The sequence below is a fragment of the Streptomyces sp. NPDC002623 genome (genome assembly GCF_053592635.1).
The window spans coordinates 310,440-332,924 of record NZ_JBSFWB010000005.1 but is presented as its reverse complement, the minus strand read 5'-3'; the positions used below and the strand labels follow the sequence as shown (position 1 = coordinate 332,924).

The window sequence follows — 22,485 nt, the reverse complement described above, 5'->3', positions numbered from 1 at the left end:
GCGACACGGTGGGGTTCTTCGATCTGGAGTAGTGGGTCAGGGGCAGGCCGAGCAGCTGCATGAGCGGGCCTGTCCGAGTAGGCGGAGGCGGTGGTCGTTCGCCTGGCCAAGCGGCGGTATCCCGACCGCTTGCTGTTGCGGATCGACCGCCGCGGTCACGTCCTGAGGAACTCGACCCACACGTCCTTGCCGTCATGGCGCGGCGCAGCACCCCACGCGTCTGCTTGCGAGCAGAGGAGCAAGAGTCCGCGACCACTCTCTGCGAGGTCGTCGGGCTCGCCAACGACGGGAAGCAGCGGGCTGCAATCCCGTACCACGATTCGGAGGCGGGACGGAGAGCAGCGCAAGACAAGGAGACAGACGTCTGACTCGACATGCCGATGAACGTTGGTCAGCATCTCCGTGACACACAGGGTCGCAGGGCTGATGAACTCGTCCCAGCCCCAACACTGCATGCGCTCTACGACGATCCTTCGAACAGGGCCGACGATTTCCGGAGTGGCATTGAGGTGTTGCCGGAACTCTCGGACACCCGTTCCTGATGAGGTGATCATGACTCGCTCCCTGGGCCACCTGGTCTGCGCTGCGATCGGACGGCGATGCTCCGCGTCGACCATGCGAAGCGTGGAAGGGCTGCCGCACGAGATTGCTAAGGGAGGTGGTCAGAGTCCGGGCCATCGCGGGCGTCCTTGTGTCGTGGGGTGTGACGCGCTGCTCCGGATGAATCGGAGTTGCGCTTGAACCGCCGTCGGCTGCGATCGAGTTGGAGTATGTCCCTGCGTCTCTCGCCGTGTAACGCTCGCAGCGAAAGTGTCCGCATGAGCGTTGCGGGCATATGCAGGGGGCCGCGACGCCAGGCTTGTTCCGCCGTGTAACTTCCTTGTGGCGGCTACAAGCCAGCAGGGAGACTGGCAGTACTCGTCCGAGGGAGCATCATGACGACAAGGCCGACGACGCCGGCCGCAACGAACGAGCTAGCCGAAGAGGCTGGTCCGACGACACGTCGTCGGCAACTCGGGCTTCGTTTGCTGGCTTTGAGGGAAGTGGCCGGCTTGTCGGCCGAGGAAGCCGGCGAGCGGGCAGGCGTTTCCAAAGCCACCGTCAGCCGGTACGAGCGCGCCAAGGGCAACGTTCGCTGGAATCAGGTCGACCAGCTGTGCAGGGTCTACGGGGCCACAGACGATGAGCGCGACGCCCTGGTGGACCTGGCGAAGAACAGCAGGGCCACGGAGGCCTGGTGGGTACCCTTCGCCGGGAAACTGCCTGGCCCGATGCGGATGCTTCTCGCTCTTGAGAACGAGGCGACACGCATCAGCCACCACACGGTGGGCGTTGTCCCAGGCCTCCTGCAGACGCTGGAGTACGCGCAGGCGATCCAGTCGACGCCGGAGAAGGCCCTGCCGCCGGAGGAACTCCAGGACTATCTGGCGATGAGGATGCAGAGGCAGCGGATCCTCGATCGGCCTACCCCTCCCTCCTACCACGTGATCTTGGACGAGGCGGTGCTTCGCCGGCAGGTGGGAGGCCCTGAGATCATGTCTGGTCAACTGGATCACTTGCTGGCACGTGGGCAGGAGCCGAACGTCACCATTCAGGTGCTGCCTTTCAGCGCCGGCGCGTACAGCGCGGCGCTCAACAGCTTCATCGTCTTCGGTGGTTTCGGTGGTCCTGACCCCTCCTTGGACGTCGTCTTCCTTGAGCACCAGGTTGGCTCGCTGTTCCTGGAGGAGACGCCCGCTCTGGAGGAGTACGCCGCAGGCTTCTCCTTCCTGCGTCAAGTGGCGCTGGACAAGGACTCTTCGGCGGAGCTGATCGCCGAAGCCGGCAAGACGCACCTGCGAAACCGAAAGTAGCGAGGACAAGTCGTGGCCGAACAGCCCCAGCCCGAATGGTTCAAGAGCACGTACAGCGGCTCGCCCACGAATGAGTGCGTGGAGTGTGCGGCGCAGCCGCACGCTGTCCTTGTCCGTGACTCGAAGAATCCGCAGCGGGCGACCCTTACCTTTCCGCGCGCCGCGTGGGTCACCTTTACTTCAGCGCTGCGGCTCGACGATCTTGCAGAGCTCTGACCTGTCCTGACCTGCCGTGCCGGCCCGAAACCCGTAGGCAAGGGGTCCGGGCCGTAGTACGTGTGCAGTGGCCCCTGGCGGACGGGCAATCCCCACGGGTGGAGTGTCCTGATCTGTATCGAGGACCTGAACTGACCTCGTTTTATACGGTATTGAGGAAGGGAAGCACCGTAGCTGGGCCACGAAGATTCCCGCCCCCGACCGGTGACGCGGACAGCCGCGAGTCGCCGACGTTGTCCGCATCAGGGCTTCGAAGGGAGAAGTCATGCCGCAGAAACCGAGGCCCTTGGACGAGAGCAGGTCGGTTCGAGACTGGTGGGGGAAGGAGCTCAGGAACTGGCGCAATGTCAGGGGTTTGTCCACGAGGGCACTGGGGTTGAAAGTGCACGTCAGTGGCTCCACGATCGAGCGCATCGAGAAGAACGAGCGGCCGTGCGATGCCGCTTTGGCGGGGCGGTTCGACGACGCTTTGGAGGCTGGCGGAGCCTTGCGGAGGCTGTGGTGCCTCGTAGAAGAGGATGCGGACAAGAGGAGCCCCGATGATGCGGACAAGCCGTCCGCTCCGCTTGCAGAGGACATCCTCGCTGAGCCGTCAACGGACACGTTCAAGGCTGCTGCACGCACCCTTCGGGATCGGAGCCAGTCACCTGTGAAGCGTCGCGCGATCATGGCCATCGGTGGCCTCGTGACTGTTGCTCCTGGTGCGTTCGCCGACCTCATTCCACCCCTCAACCAGCCATCGCTGCCCGAGGTCGTCCGGCCCGAGGACGTAGAGCAGGTACGAGTCGCCGCGACCACACTCGCGGGATGGGACAACCTGTACGGAGGCGGCGGCCTCGTACGCAGTTCGCTGATGGGACAGCTTGCGTGGGCCAGTGGACTTCTCGATGCTGCTTACGCCCCAGAACTGGAGGCGGACCTCTTCACCGCGGTGGGACGCTTGGCCATCGTCATGGGCTCCAGCGCCTTCGATGCCTACGCCCATGACGATGCGGCGCACCTTCTGACATTCGGTCGGAGATGCGCGGAACAGGCCGACAACTGGCATCTCCGGGCAAACGCTCTGAACTGGCTAGCCAGACAGGCCATTTGGTGTGGAGACCCAGACGCCGGCCTGACTTATGCCGAGAACGGTCTGGTGCGCGCCGATCGGCTCACCCCACGTGAGCAAGCGATGCTCCATAACGCCAGAGCACGGGCACTCGCGAAAATGCAGCGGCCTCAGGAGGCGCTGGCGGCGATCGGCCTCTCCGACGAGGTTTTCAGCCTTGCGCGGGCCGACGAGGACGAGTCATGGATGGCCTACTACGACAACGCCCAGCATCACGGCGACACGGGGCACGCGGCGTTCGACGTCGCGCTCATGCCTGGTCAGCCGTCCCTGATGGCCGTGCGTCGGCTCCAGACCGCGATCGACGAGCACACAGACGCATATGTGCGCTCACGCGCGATCTCCGGTACGAAACTTGCAACGCTGATCATGGCCTTGGGGGATCGCCAGCAAGCCGTTTCGATCGCCCATCGTGCCCTGGACGAAGTCGGTCGTCTGAGGTCCAGACGGGCCATCGACGACGTCAGGGCTTTGTCGAAGGCGTCCGCACGCTACTCCCAGAACCCGGAGGTCGCTGCGCTGCGGGAACGCATCGCCATTACGGTTGACGCATGACCACCACCCGGATTGAGGAGTCGCTCGCTGTACTGAAGGAGATCGCCGTTGCTGCGGGACTCTCGGCGGCTCAAGCAGAGCCCATTCGCCTCGCCGAGAACGACTTGTGGCGGCTGCCGGACGGGGTCGTAGTTCGAATCGCGCGAGTTGGGCAAGAGAGTGCTGCGGCCCGAGAGGTGGCAGTGGCGCGCTGGCTCGCCGAGAACGAGGTGCCGGCCGTTCGGGCCCTGCCCATGAACCAACCCGTCGAGGCAGGTGGCCGGACAGCGACCTTCTGGGAGCTTCTTCCGCCTCATCGGCACGGCTCGGAAGCCGATCTGGCCCCCCTCCTACGTCAGTTGCATGACCTGCCCAAGCCGGAGTTCCCTATCGGCAGGCTGGATCCCTTCGTCCGAATCGCTGAGCGCCTGCAATCTGCGCTTTCAGTGGAAGAGGATGATCGACAGTGGTTGCTCCGGCGCCTGTCAGATCTGCAGGCGGAGTGGGCGGACCTTCCGGGAGGTCGTCCCGAGTGCGTGATCCATGGGGATGCCTGGTCAGGCAATTGCGCCGTGATCGAAAAGCCCAACCGGCTTGCCCTGCTCTTGGATTTCGAGCGGACCTCCGTCGGCCCTCCTGAGTGGGACCTCACTTCGACCGCGGTCGCATACGACACCTTCGGCAAGCTGTCGCAGGAGGAGTATCGAAGGTATTGCGAACTGTACGGATACGACGTGATGCGTTGGCCGGGGTATCCGATACTGCGTGGCATCCGTGAGCTGAGACTGACCACCTTCGCCCTGCAGACTGCCGACCAGAACCCCCGTGCGCTGAGCCAGGCACGCTACCGCGTGGACTGTGTCCGGGGGCGTCGTGGATCACGCCCTTGGGAGTGGGAAGCGGTCGCGTAGCGACTGGTGCGCGGAGGGGCAGGGGTACCAGTGCGTTCGGTGGGCCGGTCGAGCGCTCAATTGCCCGACGGCCCGTTCTCGCAGCCCGGCGGCGATTACGCCGGCACTTTCAGAACCATCACACCGGGCCTGTATACCGGCCTCGGGACTGGTAGGCCCGCATGTTCCGGTGTTGCGTATTCGGGGCTGATGCTTGCGAGTTATGACGGGCCAGGTGCCCACGGAAACGTGAATCGGCGGCCCACCGTCACGGCTTTGTTGCTGTATTACCCCTCAAGGCTATTTGCTCTGCGACCATTTTTCGAACCCAACTCCGCAGGTTGGGTAGAAACTTACTCGTACGTAGCTCCAGGTGTCGATCATCCGGTGGGCGAGGTTCGCCCACGGCAGACGCGAAAGCGTCTTGAAGGACTGGAACTCTATGCAGGGCTATGCCAACGTATAACAACCCGGTGCTATTTGGTCGATGAGTGGCCACGTGGTGATTCAATGAGGAGTTCCTTCTGTCGATACAATCCTTTCGACCTGTTCGGCTGGTCTCTTTCTGTTGTTCCGTCTGGGGTGGTCTCGGCGAGTGGAATGCTCACATGCGGTTCATTTAGGAGGTATTAACTTCAGTTCCGGGGCTTCCTGTATCTACGAGTTTTGGTTAGTGCTCACCTGTCGAGAGGAATGTGTACCGAAGGGTCTGCCAGCGATGGGCGGTAACAGACGCCGAGGCTAAATCTTCGCGAACGCGGGCGCAACATAGACCACGATCGCCGGTCATGCAAACCGGCGATCGTGAAGACCATTGGGTTGTTCGCAGCGGCTGTGCTTGGCGGTGGAGCCACGCGAACGTCGTGATGCGCCAAGCAGATCGAAGGCAAGGACGAGGCGGCCCCGCCGGTGGGCGCTCGCCGATCTGCAGCCGCCGCTGCACGGATCGCGACGACACGGATACGTCACATCACCTCGGTGTGGCGGGGCTCTCCACTCTGTGGGCCCGGGGCGAGAGCGGAGCGCTGTCCATCGTCGAGCAGTCAATCACCCCCTACTCGCGCGAGATGACTCCCATGCCACGTCCACCTGCACTCAAGCTAACCGAAGTCCTAGCGGAGATCCGCATGAGCCCGTCCGCCTTCTATCGTCTTCGAGCTCGAGGCAAAGCACCGCGGATGACCAAGCTGCCGAATGGAGAACTGCGCTGTCGCCGCGCCGATTTGGACGCGTGGTGGGAAGCGTGCGAAAGGGATACACCTGAGTGGTACTGAGCTACAAGGTCAGATTCTGGGAGATACGCCAGCGGTCCGGCCGAGCCAAGGCATTCGATGTGCGTTGGACCGTCAATGGACGCGAAAAATCTGAGTCCTTCCTGACCTATGGCCTTGCGGACAGCCGCAGAGCGAAGCTCATGACTGCCGCGCGTGAGGGCGAGCCATTCGACCTCAAAACGGGCCTGCCGGCATCCGAGCTGCGCGAGTTGCGGCAGCGCACCACGTGGTACGCCGTGGCCCGGGAGTACATGGACTCGCGCTGGGAACGTACTCCCGGCAACACTCGCCGCACTATTGCCGAGGCTCTGGCCACGATCACCGTCGCCTTCGTGGACAAGGGGGCCGTCTATCACGAACCCCGTGTCCTGCGCAGGGCGGTGTACTCGTGGGCGCTCAACAAAAGTGCCTGGGTGCACGAGCCGTGCGAAGAGTGGGGGACCGCACTGGCTTGGCTGGAGCGTAAGTCACTGCCCCTGGCTGAAGTTGGCGACCCTGATGTGCTGCGTCGGGGGCTCGACGCACTGTGCCGGAAACTGGATGGGACCGCCGCCGCGGCCAAGACGGTGAAGCGCAAGAAGGCCGCCCTCAACGAGGTCTTCGTTGGCGCTGTGGAGAAGGGCTATTTCACCCACAACCCGCTCGTCGGCCTGCGGTGGACGGCTCCTGAGGTGGACGACGCCGTCGATCCCGACTGCGTGCCCAACCCTGCCCAGGTGGCACGGCTGCTTGAGGGCGTCCAACGATTGCCGGGGCGCGGACCACACCTGTACGCATTCTTCGGCTGCATGTACTACGCCGCCATGCGACCGTCGGAGGTGATCCACCTCAAGAAGTCCCAGTGTCGCCTCCCTATGACCGGCTGGGGGCTGCTCAACCTCAAGGGCGGGGTCGTCACGGCGGGAAAGGAATGGACAGACGAAGGCACTGTCCACGAGATCCACTCTCTGAAGCGTCGAGCTGCCAAGGCCACGCGCCCTGTCCCCATCCCCCCTGTGCTTGTGCGGATGCTGCGCGATCACATTGCCCGCTTCGGAGTGGCGCCCGACGGTCGGATCTTTCAGAACGCGGCGGGCAACTACATCGACACTTCCGCCTACAACATCACGTGGAACCGTGCCCGAGAAGCGGTCTTCACCGTGAACGAACACGCGTTGGACCTCGCGAAGCGGCCCTATGACCTGCGCCACGCCGGCATCTCGTTCTGGCTGGCCTCCGGAGTGGATCCCGCCGAATGCGCACGCAGGGCGGGGCAGGGCATCCAGGTGCTCTTCCGCTACTACGCGAAGTTCCTGGCTGGAGCACGCGACCGCGCCAACCAGTTGATCGAGCAGTCGATGAGCCAGTGGGAGGTGCCTGGGCCCCCGGGCTAGAGGCAGGCTGGTCCGGAAATATTCCGGACCAGCTGGTCAGGACTGGGATGGCGGTGGGACGAACTGGGATCAAGAGGCCATTTCGCTTCGCCGCTTCAATGTGGGCACGAAGGGCGTCCGAGTGGGAGTTTTCCCAGCTCAGACGCCCTTTTCTCATGCCTTAGAAGAAGCCAAGCTTCTTCGGCGAGTACGACACCAGGAGGTTCTTCGTCTGCTGGTAGTGCTCCAGCATCATCTTGTGCGTCTCGCGGCCGATCCCGGACTGCTTGTAGCCGCCGAAGGCGGCGTGCGCCGGGTACGCGTGGTAGCAGTTCGTCCACACGCGGCCCGCCTGGATCGCCCGGCCCGCGCGGTACGCCGTGTTGATGTCCCGCGTCCACACCCCGGCCCCGAGGCCGTACGCCGTGTCGTTGGCGATCTTGATGGCGTCGTCGAAGTCGTCGAACGAGGCCACCGAGACGACCGGACCGAAGATCTCCTCCTGGAAGATCCGCATACGGTTGTCGCCCTCGAAGATCGTCGGCTGGACGTAGTACCCGCCCTTCAACTCGCCGTCGTACTCGGCGCGTTCGCCGCCGGTGAGGATCCTGGCGCCTTCGTTCCGGCCGATGTCGATGTAGGAGAGGATCTTCGTGAGCTGCTCGCCGGACGCCTGCGCGCCGATCATCGTGTCCGTGTCGAGGGGGTGGCCGGGCTTGATGAGCTCGGTGCGTGCGACGGCCGCCTGGAGGAAGTCCCCGTAGTTGCCGCGCTGGATCAGACCGCGCGACGGGCAGGTGCACACCTCGCCCTGGTTCAGCGCGAACATGGTGAAGCCCTCGAGGGCCTTGTCGCGCAGGTCGTCGTCCTTGTCCCACACGTCGTCGAAGAAGATGTTCGGCGACTTGCCGCCCAGTTCCAGCGTGACGGGCTTCAGGTTCTCGGCCGCGTACTGCATGATCAGCCGGCCTGTGGACGTCTCGCCCGTGAACGCCACCTTCGCCACCCGCGCACTGGACGCGAGCGGCTTGCCCGCCTCCTCGCCGAAGCCGTTGACGATGTTCACCACGCCCGGCGGCAGCAGGTCCGCGACCAGGCTCATCCAGTAGTGCAGCGAGACCGGGGTCTGCTCGGCGGGCTTGATGACCACCGCGTTGCCCGCCGCCAGGGCCGGCGCGAGCTTCCACGTGGCCATCAGGATCGGGAAGTTCCACGGGATGATCTGCGCGACGACGCCCAGCGGCTCGTGGAAGTGGTAGGCGACGGTGTCGTCGTCGACCTCGCTGAGTGCGCCCTCCTGGGCGCGGACCGCGCCGGCGAAGTAGCGGAAGTGGTCGATGGCCAGCGGGATGTCCGCGGCCAGCGTCTCCCGCACCGGTTTGCCGTTCTCCCAGCTCTCCGCGACCGCCAGGGGCTCCAGGTACGCCTCCATCCGGTCGGCGATCTTCAGCAGGATGTCGGAGCGTTCGGTCGCCGAGGTGCGGCCCCAGCTCGGCGCGGCCGCGTGCGCCGCGTCGAGCGCCCGCTCCACGTCCTCCGCCGTGCCGCGCGCCACCTCGGTGAACGTCTCCCCGTTCACCGGAGACGGGTTCTCGAAGTACTGCCCGCGAGCCGGAGGCACGTACTCGCCGCCGATGAAGTGGTCGTAGCGCGTCTGGTAGGAGACGATCGCGCCCTCGGTTCCGGGCGCCGTGTAACGGGTCATCCTGCTCTGCCTCCCTCAGCAGCGCTGCCCGCCGTTGGGCAGCTCTCCGCGGGAGGCTAGGGAAGCGGACGTTGCAGGTACGTTGCAGCGCTGGTCGGACCCGTCGGTGGACGGGTCGCTCATACCCACGCCCACGCCTACAGGTGCGGGTGCGGGTGCGGATGCGAGTGTGGGCGTGGGTGAGGCCATCCGGCCGGTGCCGCCAGCTCCGACTCCAACGATGTGAGCCGCGCCCGTGTCGCAGCCGTCGGGCGAGCAGCCGCCAGCGCCCGCCACACGTCGACGTCGTCCTCGCCCCATGCCGAGTGGGCCCAGTCCGCCAGCAGATCGGGGTCGCCGCAGGCGATCAGCGCGGCGCGCAGGCCGTCGGCGAGACGGCTTCTGAGCCGCACCACCGCCGGTGCCTGCGACGTCGGCAGCGGCGGCCCGGTGTACGCGCTCACGGCCGCCGTCACCGCGCCGGCTGCCAGCCGTCGTTCGACGACGGCCACGTCCGACTCGAATCCCACGGTGAGCCGGTAGGGACGCGAAGCCAGCAGTCCCGGGCCGAGCACCCCGCGCAGCCGCGCGAGTTCGGCCCGCAGCGTCACCGGGGGCACCGACTCGTCCTCGTACAGCGCGCACAGCAGCTCTTCACCCGTCAGACCTTCGGGGTGACGGGCCAGCAGCACGAGTATCTCGCTGTGCCGACGGCTCAGCCTGATCCGCCGACCGCCGGTGACCAGACACGCCTCGTCCCGGCCGAGCACGGTCAGCCGCGGTGTCTCGGCGGCGGCCCGCTCCGGGGCGAGCAGGGCCAGATGTGCCTCCGCGGCCCGCGCGACCGCCTGCACGAACCCCAGGCTGTGCGGATGCGCCAGCCCGTTCCCGCCCGTGATGTCCACGGCGCCCAGCACGCGCCCGGTGCGCGGATCGTGCACCGGGGCGGCCGCGCACGTCCATGGCTGAACCCGCCGGATGAAGTGCTCGGCCGCGAACACCTGCACCGGCCGGTCCAGGGCGACCGCCGTGCCCGGCGCGTTCGTCCCCACCGCGTTCTCCGCCCACCGCGCACCCGGCACGAAGTTCATCCGCCCCGCCTGCCGGCGCGTCGCCGCGTGACCCTCGACCCACAGGAGCCTGCCGCGCGCGTCGCACACGGCCAGTAGATGCTCGCCGTCCGCGGCGAACGTGCCCATCAGCTCACGGAACAGGGGCATCACCCGCGCCAGCGGATGCTCGGACCGGTAGGCGCCGAGCTCGCCGTCGGTCAGCTCCACGTTCGCGGTGCCGTCGGGGCCGACGCCGGCCCGCGCGGAACGCCGCCAGGAGTCGGCCACGACGGCACGCACCGGCCGCGGCACGGTGCCCGCCTCGGTGAACGTCTGGTGCGCCCGTCGTAGGATCCGTACACGCTCGGCGGGGTCGGCCCCCGGTTCCAGGGCCACCCAGGGATCGGTCAACTCGTCCTCCCGGAAGGCGAAACGGCTGGGGTACGGCTTGGGGTGCGGCTGGGGACATCGTCACTCCGGGTGCGCGGGCCGACAACCGTTTGGACGATGGTCACCCGAAAGACGAGCATCCGGTTTCGATCCGGTTCGGGTCGAACGGAGTCGACGAGCCTCAGGTGCCGGTTTCGGTGCCGGTGCCGGTGCCGGTCGACTCAGCCGCGCAACGCCGCCGCCGTCTCGCGCAACCGCGCGTGCACGCCCCGGTGGGTCTCGCGGGCGGGCAGCCATTCCTTGCGGAGTTTCGCCACGCACGTGTAGTTCGTGTCGCACACGTTGGCCAACGGTGACTCCACGGTCTGGGTCGCGAACTGGTACGCGTCCAACTCGCCGAACCCGTAGTCCCGCACCAGCCACTGGACCAGGTCGAGCTGGGATATGCGGAACGCGTCCTCGAGGGGCCGGGCCGAACCGGTCGAGACGATGTGCGTGTCCGACTCGATGCGCGGCCAGGGCGTGGCCAGTCCCTTGAGCAGTTCGACGATCACCACCGTGTTCATGGCGCACTCCACGGCGACCCCACAGGTCTCGCCCTCCCCCTGCCGAGCATGCCCGTCGCCCAGGCTCAGCAGCGCCCCCTCGACGTTCACCCCCAGGTAGCAGGTCACCCCGGCCCGCATCTCGGGCGTGTCCATGTTCCCGCCGTGCGCGTCGGGCACCAGCGCCGAGCGCACCTCCAGGTTGGCCGGCGCCACTCCCACCGTGCCGTGCATCGGGTCGAGGGGCAGTTCTCTCTCGAACTCGCTGTCCTGCGCCCGGAACAGCGCCGTACGCCGGGTGCGGTCCAGCGGCCAGATCCACACCCGCTCCGGGAGCGGGGGCTGCAGTGTGGCCGTGGTGTGCGTGGAGGTCAGTGCGCCGAAGAGGGGGACCGTGGTCGAGGCGGCCCAGTCGCGGGCCGGTTCGATCGACACGAAGTGCACGGCGACCGTGTCGCCCGGTTCGGCTCCCTCGATGTGGAAGGGACCTGTCTGCGGGTTGAGGAAGGGGAACTCGCACACCTCGGACACCAGGTCCTTCTCGGACCGCACCCGCCCGGCGAAGCAGTCCTCCGTGTACAGGTCCAGGACGGTGCCCGGGGCGATGCGGGCCACAGGCGGCGCACCGCCGAACGTCCAGGCGTACTCACCCTGCTTCGGACGCACAGTCAGGATTCGAGGGTCGCTCATCGCTGTAGGGCTCCGTTCTGTGGAAGGCCGGCGGATGCGTTGGAGGACGTGCACGAGCGCTCGCACGGATCACGTTACGGTGCCTGCCGGACGGGCAATGGGAACGCTTGAGATCGGTGGACGAGCATGCGCTTGTGGACAACTCGCTCACCCGAACGGGGAGTTCCGCCGGTGCCGGTGCCGGTGCCGGTGGCATTGGCATTGGCATTGGCAGTATCAGTATCAGTGGCAGTGCCAGCGCGAGTCCCAGTGCAAGTCCCAGTGCGCGTTCTGAACTGCCAGTGCTGGCGCCTCAGCGGACATCGGCCGGGAGCGCGACCCCTGCACGGTCCGAGCCGCTCAGGCCCGTTCCGCCCCCGCCACGCCCAACGCCCCCGCCGCACCCACCGCCGCCGGATCGTCCAGCACGGCCCGCACCACCGAGTGCGCGGCCCCCAGCAACGGTCCCTCGGGGCCGAGCCGTGAGACGGACACGGGGCAGGCGGGGCCCGCCGTACGCCGGGAGAGTTCGGTCTCGAGGGACGGCAGCAGCCACGGCGCGAGCGCGGCCAGCGCCCCGCCGAGCACGACACCTTCCGGATCCAGCAGATTGAGCGCCCCGGTCAGCGCGATCCCCAGGGCTGTTCCCGCTTCGTGCAGAGCGCGCCGCACGTCGGGATCGCCGTCCGCCGCGCGTCCCGCCAGGAGTCCGACGCGGTCCTCGCCCGGTTCCAGCCCGGCTGCCCGCAGCACCGCCTCCTCGCCGGCGTACTGCTCCAGACAACCCCGTCCGCCGCACACGCACTCCGGCCCGTCCGGGTGGACCGGCACATGGCCCAGCTCGCCGGCGAAGCCGCGGGTGCCGCGCAGCAGGTTGCCGTCCATGACCAGGGCCGCGCCGATGCCGATCTCCGCCGACACATGGAGGAAGTTCCCCGGGGTGTCCGCGCCGAGCCAGAGTTCGGCCAGTCCGCCGAAATTGGCCTCGTTGTCCACGGTCAGCGGGAACTCGTCGGGCAACAGCGTGCCGAGGTCGACGTCCTGCCAGTCGAGGTTCGGCGCGCGGACGACCGTACGGCCGTCCCGGGCGACCAGGCCGGGGACGGCCACGGCGAGCCCGGCCGGCCACAGCCCTTCGCGCTCCGCCTCGGCGACGATCCGGCGTACGAGCGCGGTCAGCTCCCCGACCACCGGCTCGGGGGAGCGGCCGCGGTTCGTGCCGTGCCGCACGGCACGCGCGCGTACCTCGCCGCGCAGGTCGACGGCGCAGACGGCAAGGTGGTCGACGCCGATCTCGGCGCCTATGCCCGACGGGCCGCGCCCGCTGACCGCCAGCGCCGAACCGGGCCGCCCGACCCGGCCGGGTCGCTCGGGGCCCAGCTCCTCGAGCAGTCCGGTGCGTATGAGTTCGTCGACGAGGGTCGAGACCGCCGCGCGGGTCAGGCCGATGCGTGAGGCGACCGCCGCCCGCGAGAGCTGGCCCTCGGCGCTGACGGCGTGCATCACCCGGGCCAGGTTGCGGCGGCGCATGCCCTGCTGGGTGTCGGGCAGTGCGCGCCCCGGGCCGGCCGGCCGGGCTTCGTGCAGCGGTGCGGTCATGCCTCCGTCGATTCGTCGATGCTCAGTGGGCGTCCGTGCTCCGTTCCAGCAGCGGGGCCGCGTCGGAGAGTACCCCGGCGATCCTGGCCAGGGTCGTGTCGTCCCGTTCGACGGCGTCGAGCACCGGGCCCCGCGCGGTGTTCCAGCGGCGGGCGACGGCGGCCGGGTCCTCGCCGGTCAGCAGGCCCGCCGCCTGCGCTGCGGCGCCCAGCGCGACGAGCTCCTTGGCCTCGGGCACCTGTACCGGCCGCCCGGACAGTCGGCGCACGGTCTGCTGCCAGGCCGTGCCGCGGGCGCCTCCGCCGATCAGCAGGAGCGGGGCCGAGCGGTCCGCGTCCTCGTCGAGGACCAGGTCGAGCGCGCCCAGCAGGGAGTGCACGGCGCCGTCGTAGGCGGCCTGCAGCAGCTGACCGGCGGTCGTGTCGTGGCGCAGGCCGTGCAGCAGGCCGGAGGCGTTCGGCAGGTTCGGGGTGCGCTCGCCGTCCAGGTAGGGCAGCAGCGTGAGGTGCGCGGTGGGTTCCACCGCCTCGCGGTCCAGGCCGAGCAGGGCGGCGACGCGGTCGACGGCGAGCGTGCAGTTCAGGGTGCAGGCCAGGGGCAGCCAGTCGCCGTGCGCGTCGGCGAAGCCGGCCACGGTGCCGGTGGGGTCGGTGGGCCGGTGCTTCGCCACCGCGTACACCGTGCCCGAGGTGCCGAGGCTCAGCACGGGCGTGCCGGGGCGCAGCCCGAGGCCGAGCGCCGCCGCGGCGTTGTCACCGGTGCCCGGGGCGACCAGCGTCCCCTTGGCGAAGGGCAGGTCGTGGCTGTCGCGCACGGTGCCCGCCACCTCGCCGGGCCGTACCACGCGCGGGAGCAGCGCGGGGTCGAGCCCTACATGGGCGAGGATCTCCTGGTCGTACGACTCGGTCCCGGACGCCCACCAGCCGGTGCCGGAGACATCGCCGCGGTCGGTGGTGCCCTCGCCGGTGAGGCGCTCGGTGAGGTAGTCGTGGGGGAGGCGCACGGCCTTGGTCGCGCGCAGGGCCTCCGGCTCGTTCTCCGCCAGCCAGGCCCACTTCGTGACCGTGAAGGACGCCGCCGGAACGGACCCGGTGCGCTCCGCCCAGAACTTCGCGCCGCCGAGCTCCTCGGTCAGCCGACGGGCCTGCGGGGCCGAGCGCACGTCGTTCCACAGCAGCGCCGGACGTACCGGCTCGCCGCGCTCGTCCAGCGTGACGAGCCCGTGCTGCTGCCCGCCGATCGACACCGCGGCGGCCTCGCGCGCCGCGTCACCGCACTGGTGCAGCGCCTCGCGCAGCGCGTCCCACCACTGGCGCGGGTCGCTCTCGCGGCCGGCCCCGGAGGACACGGTGTGCGGTGCCTGACCGCTCGCGACGACCTCGCCGGTGGCCGCGTCGACGACGAGGACCTTGGTGGACTGGGTGGACGTGTCCACGCCGACGACGAGCGGACCCTCGGCTGCTGACATCGGGCTCTCCCTCAAGTTTTTCCGCGGCTCTGCGGGATCTGTCTTCCCAGAGATGCTTCCGCATACTAATTTGTAAACGGCCATGACGAAATAGTCAGCAGGACAAGTCAGCAAGACAGACTTCAAGCAAGGAGCCGCGGCATGAGCTACCAGCCCACCCCCGATGACAGGTTCACCTTCGGCCTGTGGACCGTCGGCTGGCAGGGACGAGACCCGTTCGGCGACGCCACCCGGCGTGCCCTGGACCCGGTCGAGACGGTGCAGCGCCTGGCCGAGCTGGGCGCCTACGGCGTGACCTTCCACGACGACGACCTGATCCCCTTCGGGTCCTCCGACAGCGAGCGCGAGGAGCACGTCAAGCGCTTCCGCCAGGCCCTGGACACCACCGGTATGACCGTGCCGATGGCCACCACCAACCTCTTCACGCACCCCGTCTTCAAGGACGGCGCGTTCACCGCGAACGACCGCGACGTGCGCCGTTACGCCCTGCGCAAGACGATCCGCAACATCGATCTGGCCGTCGAGCTCGGCGCGAAGATCTACGTCGCCTGGGGCGGCCGTGAGGGCGCGGAGTCGGGTGCCGCCAAGGACGTGCGCGTGGCTCTCGACCGCATGAAGGAGGCCTTCGACCTCCTCGGCGAGTACGTGACCTCCCAGGGCTACGACCTGAAGTTCGCGATCGAGCCCAAGCCGAACGAGCCGCGCGGCGACATCCTGCTGCCCACCGTCGGCCACGCCCTGGCCTTCATCGAGCGCCTGGAGCGCCCGGAGATGTACGGCGTCAACCCCGAGGTCGGCCACGAGCAGATGGCCGGGCTGAACTTCCCGCACGGCATCGCGCAGGCGCTGTGGGCGGGCAAGCTCTTCCACATCGACCTCAACGGCCAGTCCGGCATCAAGTACGACCAGGACCTGCGCTTCGGAGCCGGCGACCTCCGTTCCGCGTTCTGGCTGGTCGACCTGCTGGAGAGCGCCGGTTACGCGGGCCCGAAGCACTTCGACTTCAAGCCGCCGCGCACCGAGGACCTCGACGGCGTGTGGGCGTCCGCCGCGGGCTGCATGCGCAACTACCTGATCCTCAAGGAGCGCGCCGCCGCGTTCCGCAGCGACCCGGAGGTCCAGGAGGCCCTGCGCGCCTCCCGCCTGGACGAGCTCGCCCAGGCCACCGCCGCCGACGGCCTGCAGGGCCTGCTCGCCGACCGCGGCGCCTTCGAGGACTTCGACGCGGAGGCGGCCGCCGCCCGGGGCATGGCGTTCGAGCGCCTCGACCAGCTCGCCATGGACCACCTTCTGGCCGCCCGGGGCTGAACCCGCGCACGCGTGTGTGCACCGATGAGCGTGCACACACGCGTGCCACAGAACGACTTCTGTTCGAGCGATCTTCGTACGGAGTGCGCCGGAACCATGCCGTCCATGCCATGGGTCGGTATCAACTTCCGTGCGGGGGTCGCGCTGTGAGCGCTCCACCGCGACGCTGGACCGTATGGCCATGCCGCCCGTACCGCCCCAGCCGCCCGGACCGCCGGGTGACACCCCGCCGCCCGGCGGATTCGGACCGCCTCACTCTGGCTTCGGACAAGACGACGGGACGGGAGGAGGGGGCGACTGGTCGCCTCCGCCGCCTTCTCGGCCGCCGGGCGGCTCCGGACGGCGCCGGAACCCCCTCTTCGTCGTGCTCGCCCTGCTGGCCGTCGCCGGGGCCGTCCTCGTCGTCGTGCTGATGTCCTCGGGAGGCGACGACTCGCCGGACGACGGGCCGACCGGCGGCAGCAGCAAGGGCTCCACTCCCGCCCCGTCCTTCAGCCTTCCGGTCGAACTGCCCAGCGGTTTGCCGACCGAGCTGCCGTCGCAGTTCCCCACCGAACTGCCCAGCGAACTGCCGACCGAGATCCCGAGCGAGCTCGAGTCGCTGCTGCCGTCCCTGAGCGAGCTGCTGCCCTAGCCTGCACACGCGCGCGTGCCCCACACGGGGTCACGCGCGCGTGCCGAGGCGCCGTCTCTCAGATGCCCCGCGGCAGCCGCACGTAGGTGACGGTCGTCTCGATGCCGCTGTCGACCAGTCGGCCCTGCGCGTCGAACGCCCCGGTGCCGTCCGTCATCCCGAAGTCGTTGTCGTTGATGAGCGCCAGCGTGTCGTCGTCCACGCGCGCGACGCCCTCGATCTTCCCGGGCACCCCGGCGACCTTGCCCAGGTCGACGACCAGCCGCTTGGACAGCACCGGGACTCCTGCGGCGGCGGGGTCGTCCAGCTGCTCCAGCGACGGCGTCGTCGCGTCGTCGTCCCAGCTGCTGCCCAGGATGTTCGCCGACCGGCTCAGCCGCACCAGCTGCAGCCGTGCGGCCTTGTCCGTGCGCTCCTCCACCAGCAGCCGGTCACCGCCCACGGAGACCACCGAGGAGATCTTGAGCTCGGACGTGTCGTCCTCGCTCGGGTCGACCACCTCGACCGGGTCGAAGCGGTACGCGTACTCGGCGGTGACCGCCTTCTTCTTCGGCGAGAAACGCAGCAGTCGCGTGGTCCGCGAGCCCTCTCCCGCTGCCGTGTCCGGGAGCGACAGCGGGCTCTGCACCGCCAGCACGAGGTCGCCGCCCGGGAGTTGGGCGAGCCCCTCGAAGCCACGGTTGACCTTCCGGTGCAGCAGAACCGCGGGCAGCGCCTCCATCACCGGGTAGTCCGTGCCGGTCAGCTTCAGCCCCTCGGGCACGTAACGCGTCAGCACCTTCCCGCGCGCGGAGACGTGCACCAGCGAAGGACCGTACTCGTCGACGAGCCAGAAACTCCCGTCCGCCGCCCGCACGATGCCCTCGGTGTCCAGCCCGTTCGGGTTGTAGGACAGGGGCGTCTGGGCGTTGTACGAGTACGGCGCCTCATCGCGTCCCTCCTGGTTCGACAGCCCCGTCACGGGCTTCCCCGACGACGTGGTGACCGGGATCGCCTGCAACACCTTCACGGTGTCTCCCGACACCCGGATCCGCACGATGGCCGGGTCGAACCCCGGCACGGGGAACGTGCGGCGCTTGGTGCCGCCGACCTTGATCTGGCCGTTGGGTCCGCGGTCGGTGACCGTCCAGAACTCGCCCTTGCGGCCCGTGGGATAGATGTCGCTGCCGATGCCGCCGAGGTCCACGCCCCGGTCGTCGGCCACCGTGCCGGGCAGCAGGGCGTTGCTGAACTCCCCGAGCGGGATGTCGCCGAGCGTCGCGGTCCGGGTGACATGTGCCGTGTGGGACGACGTACCCGCCGCGGCCGGTCCGGCGGTGGCGAGCGCGGCCAGTACGGCGAGGGGTACACCCGCCGCGACGGAACGGTGGACGCGGCGCCTGCCGGTGGCGTGCGGGGACATCGGGCCTCCTGAGGGGCGGTTCGGCAAGTTCGTTGACAGCGGCCAGAGTTGGCGCACGCGCCGAACGCCGTGCGGCCTGCGGGTGAACGCGGGGCGTCGGCCGCCCATCGGGCCGACGCCCGGTCCGGAGCAGGGTGTCGCTGCCGGTCCGGACCGGAGGCGAACCGAGCCTAGGAAAGCGCTTCCTCGCTGTCGGATCGAGCCACCGCCAAGGCCGTCGCCGGATCGTGCGCCGCGTCCCCCGCCGCCGTCCAGCGGCCCCGCTCCTTGCGGTACGGCCACCAACGGCCGTCCTGCCCGAGGCGCAGCTGGCAGGCCGCTCCTTCGCCGACCACCGTCCACCGGTTCCCCCGCGCCCGCAGCACGGGCCGTTCGTCGTCCTCCCAGGCCGAGTCCAGTGCGGCACGCGCGCGTGCGAGCGCCTCGCCCGCTACGGTCCACTCCTCCTCGAGCACGGACAGCGCGGCCGCCCCTCCGAGCCGCCAGGCACGCACGGCCGCCGCCAGCTGCTCCCGGCTGCGCCCCGACCCGGCGGCAAGACGGCCCACCACGTCGGCGGTGGGTCCGTCCACTGCCTGCGGGCCCTCGAGAACGCCCGCCGCCAGCCGGACCGCGTCCTGGCCGAGCGTCAACTCGGCTCGGGCCTGGGCCTGGGCTGGGGGTGCGGCCTGGGGTGCATGTCGTCCGGCCCCCTCACGGAGTGCCTCCGCCAGCAGCAGATGCGCCGCGACGGCCGTCCGGGCGGCCAGGATCGCCAGCGCCGCCGGTTCCACCCCCGACGGGGGCGGCGCATCCGTGTCCAACGAGGGCGGGACGCCCGGTTCCCCCGGGAGCCCGGGCGCGTCGGGCAGCGGAGGCAGGATGCTCCCGGCCGCGTACGCCTGCGCCGCGTCCACCCCTTCGGACCGGGTCGGCTCGGATCCCGCCCGAGCAGCCGTGCCACGCGCCTGGAGGTCGTCCAGCAGGGCCTGCTCGGCGCGCCCCCGAAGCAGCAGCAGGACGAACGGATCCTGGTCGAGCAACCTCGCCATCTGATAGCAGACCGCAGCCGTGTGACCGCACTGGTCCCACGCGCCGCAGTCGCACTCCGCCTCCAGGTCTCCCAGTCCCGGGAGCAGGTCGACGCCGGCCGCCCCGGCGTCCTCGACCAGGTGGGGCGGCATCTCGCGGTCGAGCAGCGCGGCCACGTGCCCGGCCCGCTCGGCCGCCAGGTCCAGGAACCGGTCCCACTGCGCGTCCGAGAGCCGGTCGAGCAGTACGTCGGCCCGGTGCGACGTGCGATCGCGGTCCTGGACGACGGCCGTGACGCGCCCCGGCCGCACCGACACCGCGCCCACGGCGCCCGCGCGTGCGAGCAGGCGGCCCGTCCGCACCTGCTCCCCGTCCAACGCGCCGTCCTCCAACGCGGCCAGCCACGCCCGACCCCACCACGTCTGCGCGAATCCCTTCCCGCGCGCGGGAGGCAACGCGGCGAAGGTTCGTTCCTCGGCGCTGTCGTGCCGGTTCATCGCAGCTCCACCAGGTCGGCCAGCTCGGCGTCCGTCAGTTCCGTGAGCGCCGTCTCGCCGGCCCCGAGAACGGCGTCGGCGAGGTCCCGTTTGCGGCGCAGCATGTCGGCGATGCGGTCCTCGATCGTGCCCTCGGCGATCAGCCGGTGCACCTGCACCGGCCGGGTCTGGCCGATGCGGTACGCCCGGTCCGTGGCCTGCGCCTCGACGGCCGGGTTCCACCAGCGGTCGTAGTGCACGACATGCTCCGCGCGCGTGAGGTTGAGGCCGGTGCCGGCCGCCCGGAGCGACAGCAGGAACACCGGGACCTCACCGTCCTGGAAGCGCTGGACCATGGCCTCGCGCTCGGCGACGGGCGTGCCGCCGTGCAGGAACTGAGTGGGCACGCCGCGTGCTGCCAGATGCTGTTCGAGGAGACGCGCCAAGCGCACGTACTGTGTGAAGATCAGCACGCTCGCCCCCTCGGAGAGGAGAGTGTCGAGCAGTTCGTCCAGGAGCTCCAGTTTCCCGGAGCGTCCGGCCGTCGTCGGCTGTTCCTCCTTCAGGTACTGCGCCGGATGGTTGCAGATCTGTTTGAGGCCGGTCAGCAGCTTCACGATCAGCCCGCGTCGCGCCATGTCGTCGGCCTCGGCGATCGCCGCGAGAGTCTCGCGCACCACGGCCTCGTACAGGCCCGCTTGCTCCATGGTGAGGGAGACGGGACGATCGGTCTCGGTCTTGGGCGGCAGCTCGGGGGCGATCCCCGGGTCCGACTTGCGGCGGCGCAGCAGGAACGGTCCCACCAGCCTGGCCAGTCGCTCCGCTGCTGCCGGATCCCCGCCGGCCTCGACGGCGCGCGCGTACCGCGTACGAAAGGCCCCGAGCCGGCCCAACAGGCCCGGCGTCGTCCAGTCCAGGATCGCCCACAGTTCCGACAGATTGTTCTCCACCGGGGTGCCCGTGAGCGCCACGCGCGCGCGTGAGCCGATGGTGCGCAGCGCCCGCGCGGTCGCCGAGTACGGGTTCTTCACATGCTGCGCCTCGTCCGCCACGACCAGACCCCATGGCTCCTCGCCCAGCCGGCCCGCGTCCAGCCGCAGCGTGCCGTAGGTGGTGAGCACGACCTCCCCGTCGGCCAGGGCCTCCAGGTCACGTCGTGGCCCGTGGAAGCGGCGCACCGGCGTGCCCGGCGCGAACCTCTCGATCTCCCGCTGCCAGTTGCCCATCAGGGACGTCGGACAGACCACGAGGGTGGGTCCCGCCGTCTCGGCGTCCGTCTGGCGGTGCAGGTGCAGGGCGATCAACGTGATCGTCTTGCCGAGCCCCATGTCGTCCGCCAGACAGCAGCCCAGTCCGAGGGCCGTGCTCCGGGCCAGCCAGTCCAGGCCGCGCCGTTGGTAGTCCCGCAGTGTCGCCTTGAGCGCGGCGGGCTGCTCGATCGGCTCCCGCGCCTCAGGCCCCGTCAGGCGCTCCCGCAGGGCCGCCAGCCAGCCGGTGGGCTGCACGTCGACCCGGCGGCCGTCCACCTCGGCGGAGCCCGTCAGAGCCGCGCCCAGCGCGTCCACGGGCGTCATCTTGCGGTCCTGCTGACTGCGGGCACGGCGCAGTTCCCGGGGGTCGATCAGGACCCACTGGTCACGCAGCCGAACCAGAGGCCGGTTGGCCTCGGCCAGCCGGTCCAGTTCCTCGCGCGTCAGTTGCTGGTCGCCCAGCCCGAACCACCAGGTGAAGGTCACCAGCGCGTCCGCCGACAGGAAGGACGGCGTGTCCGATCCGGCGCGATCCGGCCCCGTTCCGTGCTCCGGCGGCCCGACGACCGCGCGGGCGGTGAGCGTGCGGGCCAACTCCCGCGGCCAGTGCACCTCCACCCCCGCGCCGGCCAGTGCTCGCGAACCCTCCCCCAGCAGTTCGGTGACCTCCTCGTCGAGGAGATCGACGGCGTCCGGGACGGCAGCCGACAACAGGGGGGTGAGCGCGGGCCAGGCGCGGGCCGCACGGCGCAGCGCGAGCAGGGCGTCCATCCGCGCGCGCGGGCCGAACCGCTCGATCGCGGCACCGGACCCGCCCCAGATCTCGGTGGCGTCCGCGACCAGCGCGGGATCGCTCACACTGTGCACCTGCGGCACGGCCCGGAACCGGGGCGCCGGTTGCCCGGCGGCAGAGGGACCGATCCCGCCGACGGGTGCGTCGCTGCCGGTCAAGTCGGCCCAGGAGCCGTCGACGTCGATCCCGGACAGGTCGATGCCCGAGACCTCGATCCGCAGCGAGATCCGTACGCCGGCGTCGTGGCCCGCGGCGACGTCGGCCGTCCACGTGCGCAGTTCCGGCGTACGCAGTGGCGGATGGGCCGCGTAGGCAGGTCCGCCCGTCACGAGGGCCGCGGCGGGCGTGCGGGGCAGTGCGTCCGCGACGGCGTCCAGGAAGGAGCGCAGCAGCCGCTCGGGATCGGTCAGTCTCAGCGGCGGGCTCTCGTCCACCGGCACGGCGTGCGCCTCGGGTGGCATCGAGGCGGCCAGCCTGCGCACCTGCTCGACGTCGTCCGGACCCAGCGGGCCGACCCGCCAGGCGTCGTGGTCGTCCGGGGAGAGGCCGGGCAGCAGCAGGCCACGGGCGACGCACCGCAGGGCCAGCAGGGCGGCCGCACCCCAGAAGGCGGTGGCCCGGTGCGCCTCCGGAGCGACACGCGCGCGTGTGAGGACGGGAAGCGCGTCCGGCACCGGCAACAGCAGGGCCGGCACGCGCGCGAGGGCCACACCACTTGCGGCCGGCCGGACGACGGACAGATCCTGCACGGACGCCGACGGGACGACGGGAGGCGCGTCGCCGCCGGGGTGCCAGAAGGCGACGCTGCCGGTACGGGCCGGGGCACCGGGCACGAACACGGCACTGAAAGAGGCCAGCTCAGAGATCTCGGTCGATGTTTCCACGGGGAACCTCGGCGCGGCGATGAACCTTCTCCTCAAACTTGACTACTGGAGGCGGAGTCGCCGAGGTTACAACACTTCGCCGGGGAACGC

At 69.6% G+C, this 22,485-nt stretch carries 17 protein-coding genes; 8 read left to right on the top strand and 9 right to left on the bottom strand.

Translation table 11 applies throughout. The features are described from left to right. Positions 1–155: 155 nt before the first annotated feature. Positions 156–554, bottom strand: coding sequence for an ATP-binding protein (locus ACWD4O_RS11735; protein ID WP_451279598.1), 399 nt, complete (start codon positions 552–554; stop codon positions 156–158). A gap of 381 nt (positions 555–935) precedes the next feature. On the opposite strand from ACWD4O_RS11735, the gene ACWD4O_RS11730 reads away from it, so the two are divergent. The 6 genes from ACWD4O_RS11730 (at position 936) to ACWD4O_RS11705 (ending at position 7,251) form a co-directional block, all read left to right on the top strand. Continuing rightward, positions 936–1,853 carry a helix-turn-helix domain-containing protein gene (locus ACWD4O_RS11730; RefSeq protein ID WP_351902857.1) on the top strand — a complete coding sequence of 306 codons (918 nt, stop codon included), beginning with the start codon at positions 936–938 and terminating at the stop codon, positions 1,851–1,853. A gap of 12 nt (positions 1,854–1,865) precedes the next feature. Next, positions 1,866–2,069, top strand: a complete 204-nt coding sequence (locus ACWD4O_RS11725; protein WP_351902861.1) for a DUF397 domain-containing protein — start codon at positions 1,866–1,868, stop codon at positions 2,067–2,069. 265 nt (positions 2,070–2,334) lie between these two features. Continuing rightward, positions 2,335–3,735, top strand: a complete 1,401-nt coding sequence (locus tag ACWD4O_RS11720; protein ID WP_451279597.1) for a helix-turn-helix domain-containing protein — start codon at positions 2,335–2,337, stop codon at positions 3,733–3,735. Next, positions 3,732–4,625 (top strand): phosphotransferase family protein, encoded by an 894-nt coding sequence (locus ACWD4O_RS11715; RefSeq protein WP_351902867.1) that lies wholly within the window; start codon positions 3,732–3,734, stop codon positions 4,623–4,625. The genes ACWD4O_RS11720 and ACWD4O_RS11715 overlap by 4 nt, the downstream gene beginning before the upstream one ends. A gap of 1,055 nt (positions 4,626–5,680) precedes the next feature. Next, positions 5,681–5,878, top strand: a complete 198-nt coding sequence (locus tag ACWD4O_RS11710; protein ID WP_351903026.1) for a helix-turn-helix transcriptional regulator — start codon at positions 5,681–5,683, stop codon at positions 5,876–5,878. Continuing rightward, the gene (locus ACWD4O_RS11705) at positions 5,869–7,251 is read left to right on the top strand and encodes a tyrosine-type recombinase/integrase (protein ID WP_351902870.1); all 1,383 of its coding nucleotides are present in this window, start codon (positions 5,869–5,871) and stop codon (positions 7,249–7,251) included. The genes ACWD4O_RS11710 and ACWD4O_RS11705 overlap by 10 nt, the downstream gene beginning before the upstream one ends. Positions 7,252–7,411: 160 nt before the next feature. Here ACWD4O_RS11705 and exaC read toward each other — a convergent pair whose 3' ends face one another. The 5 genes from exaC to xylB all read right to left on the bottom strand — a co-directional run bounded on the left by exaC (position 7,412) and on the right by xylB (position 14,637). Then, positions 7,412–8,935, bottom strand: a complete 1,524-nt coding sequence (exaC, locus tag ACWD4O_RS11700) for an acetaldehyde dehydrogenase ExaC (protein WP_451279596.1) — start codon at positions 8,933–8,935, stop codon at positions 7,412–7,414. 137 nt (positions 8,936–9,072) lie between these two features. Continuing rightward, positions 9,073–10,377, bottom strand: a complete 1,305-nt coding sequence (locus ACWD4O_RS11695) for a GAF domain-containing protein (protein WP_451279595.1) — start codon at positions 10,375–10,377, stop codon at positions 9,073–9,075. 200 nt (positions 10,378–10,577) lie between these two features. Then, entirely contained in the window at positions 10,578–11,591 is a 1,014-nt protein-coding gene (locus tag ACWD4O_RS11690) for an acetamidase/formamidase family protein (protein ID WP_451279594.1), read from the bottom strand. A gap of 339 nt (positions 11,592–11,930) precedes the next feature. Beyond that, the gene (locus ACWD4O_RS11685) at positions 11,931–13,169 is read right to left on the bottom strand and encodes an ROK family protein (RefSeq protein WP_451279593.1); all 1,239 of its coding nucleotides are present in this window, start codon (positions 13,167–13,169) and stop codon (positions 11,931–11,933) included. 22 nt (positions 13,170–13,191) lie between these two features. After that, positions 13,192–14,637 carry a xylulokinase gene (xylB, locus tag ACWD4O_RS11680; protein WP_451279592.1) on the bottom strand — a complete coding sequence of 482 codons (1,446 nt, stop codon included), beginning with the start codon at positions 14,635–14,637 and terminating at the stop codon, positions 13,192–13,194. 141 nt (positions 14,638–14,778) lie between these two features. Between xylB and xylA the strand changes: the two genes are divergently transcribed. Next, entirely contained in the window at positions 14,779–15,945 is a 1,167-nt protein-coding gene (gene xylA, locus ACWD4O_RS11675; protein WP_451279591.1) for a xylose isomerase, read from the top strand. A 364-nt stretch (positions 15,946–16,309) separates the two neighbouring features. Continuing rightward, on the top strand, positions 16,310–16,579 hold the full coding sequence (locus ACWD4O_RS11670; RefSeq protein ID WP_451279590.1) for a hypothetical protein: 270 nt from the start codon (positions 16,310–16,312) through the stop codon (positions 16,577–16,579). Between the two features lie 58 nt (positions 16,580–16,637). On the opposite strand, the gene ACWD4O_RS11665 is transcribed toward ACWD4O_RS11670, so the two are convergent. From ACWD4O_RS11665 to ACWD4O_RS11655, 3 genes are all read right to left on the bottom strand, one after another. Then, entirely contained in the window at positions 16,638–17,981 is a 1,344-nt protein-coding gene (locus tag ACWD4O_RS11665; RefSeq protein ID WP_451279589.1) for an esterase-like activity of phytase family protein, read from the bottom strand. Positions 17,982–18,151: 170 nt separating this feature from the next. Then, positions 18,152–19,489 (bottom strand): SWIM zinc finger family protein, encoded by a 1,338-nt coding sequence (locus tag ACWD4O_RS11660; RefSeq protein ID WP_451279588.1) that lies wholly within the window; start codon positions 19,487–19,489, stop codon positions 18,152–18,154. Then, entirely contained in the window at positions 19,486–22,395 is a 2,910-nt protein-coding gene (locus tag ACWD4O_RS11655) for an SNF2-related protein (RefSeq protein WP_451279587.1), read from the bottom strand. Before ACWD4O_RS11655 ends, ACWD4O_RS11660 begins: the two co-directional genes overlap by 4 nt. Between the last annotated feature and the right edge of the window lie 90 nt (positions 22,396–22,485).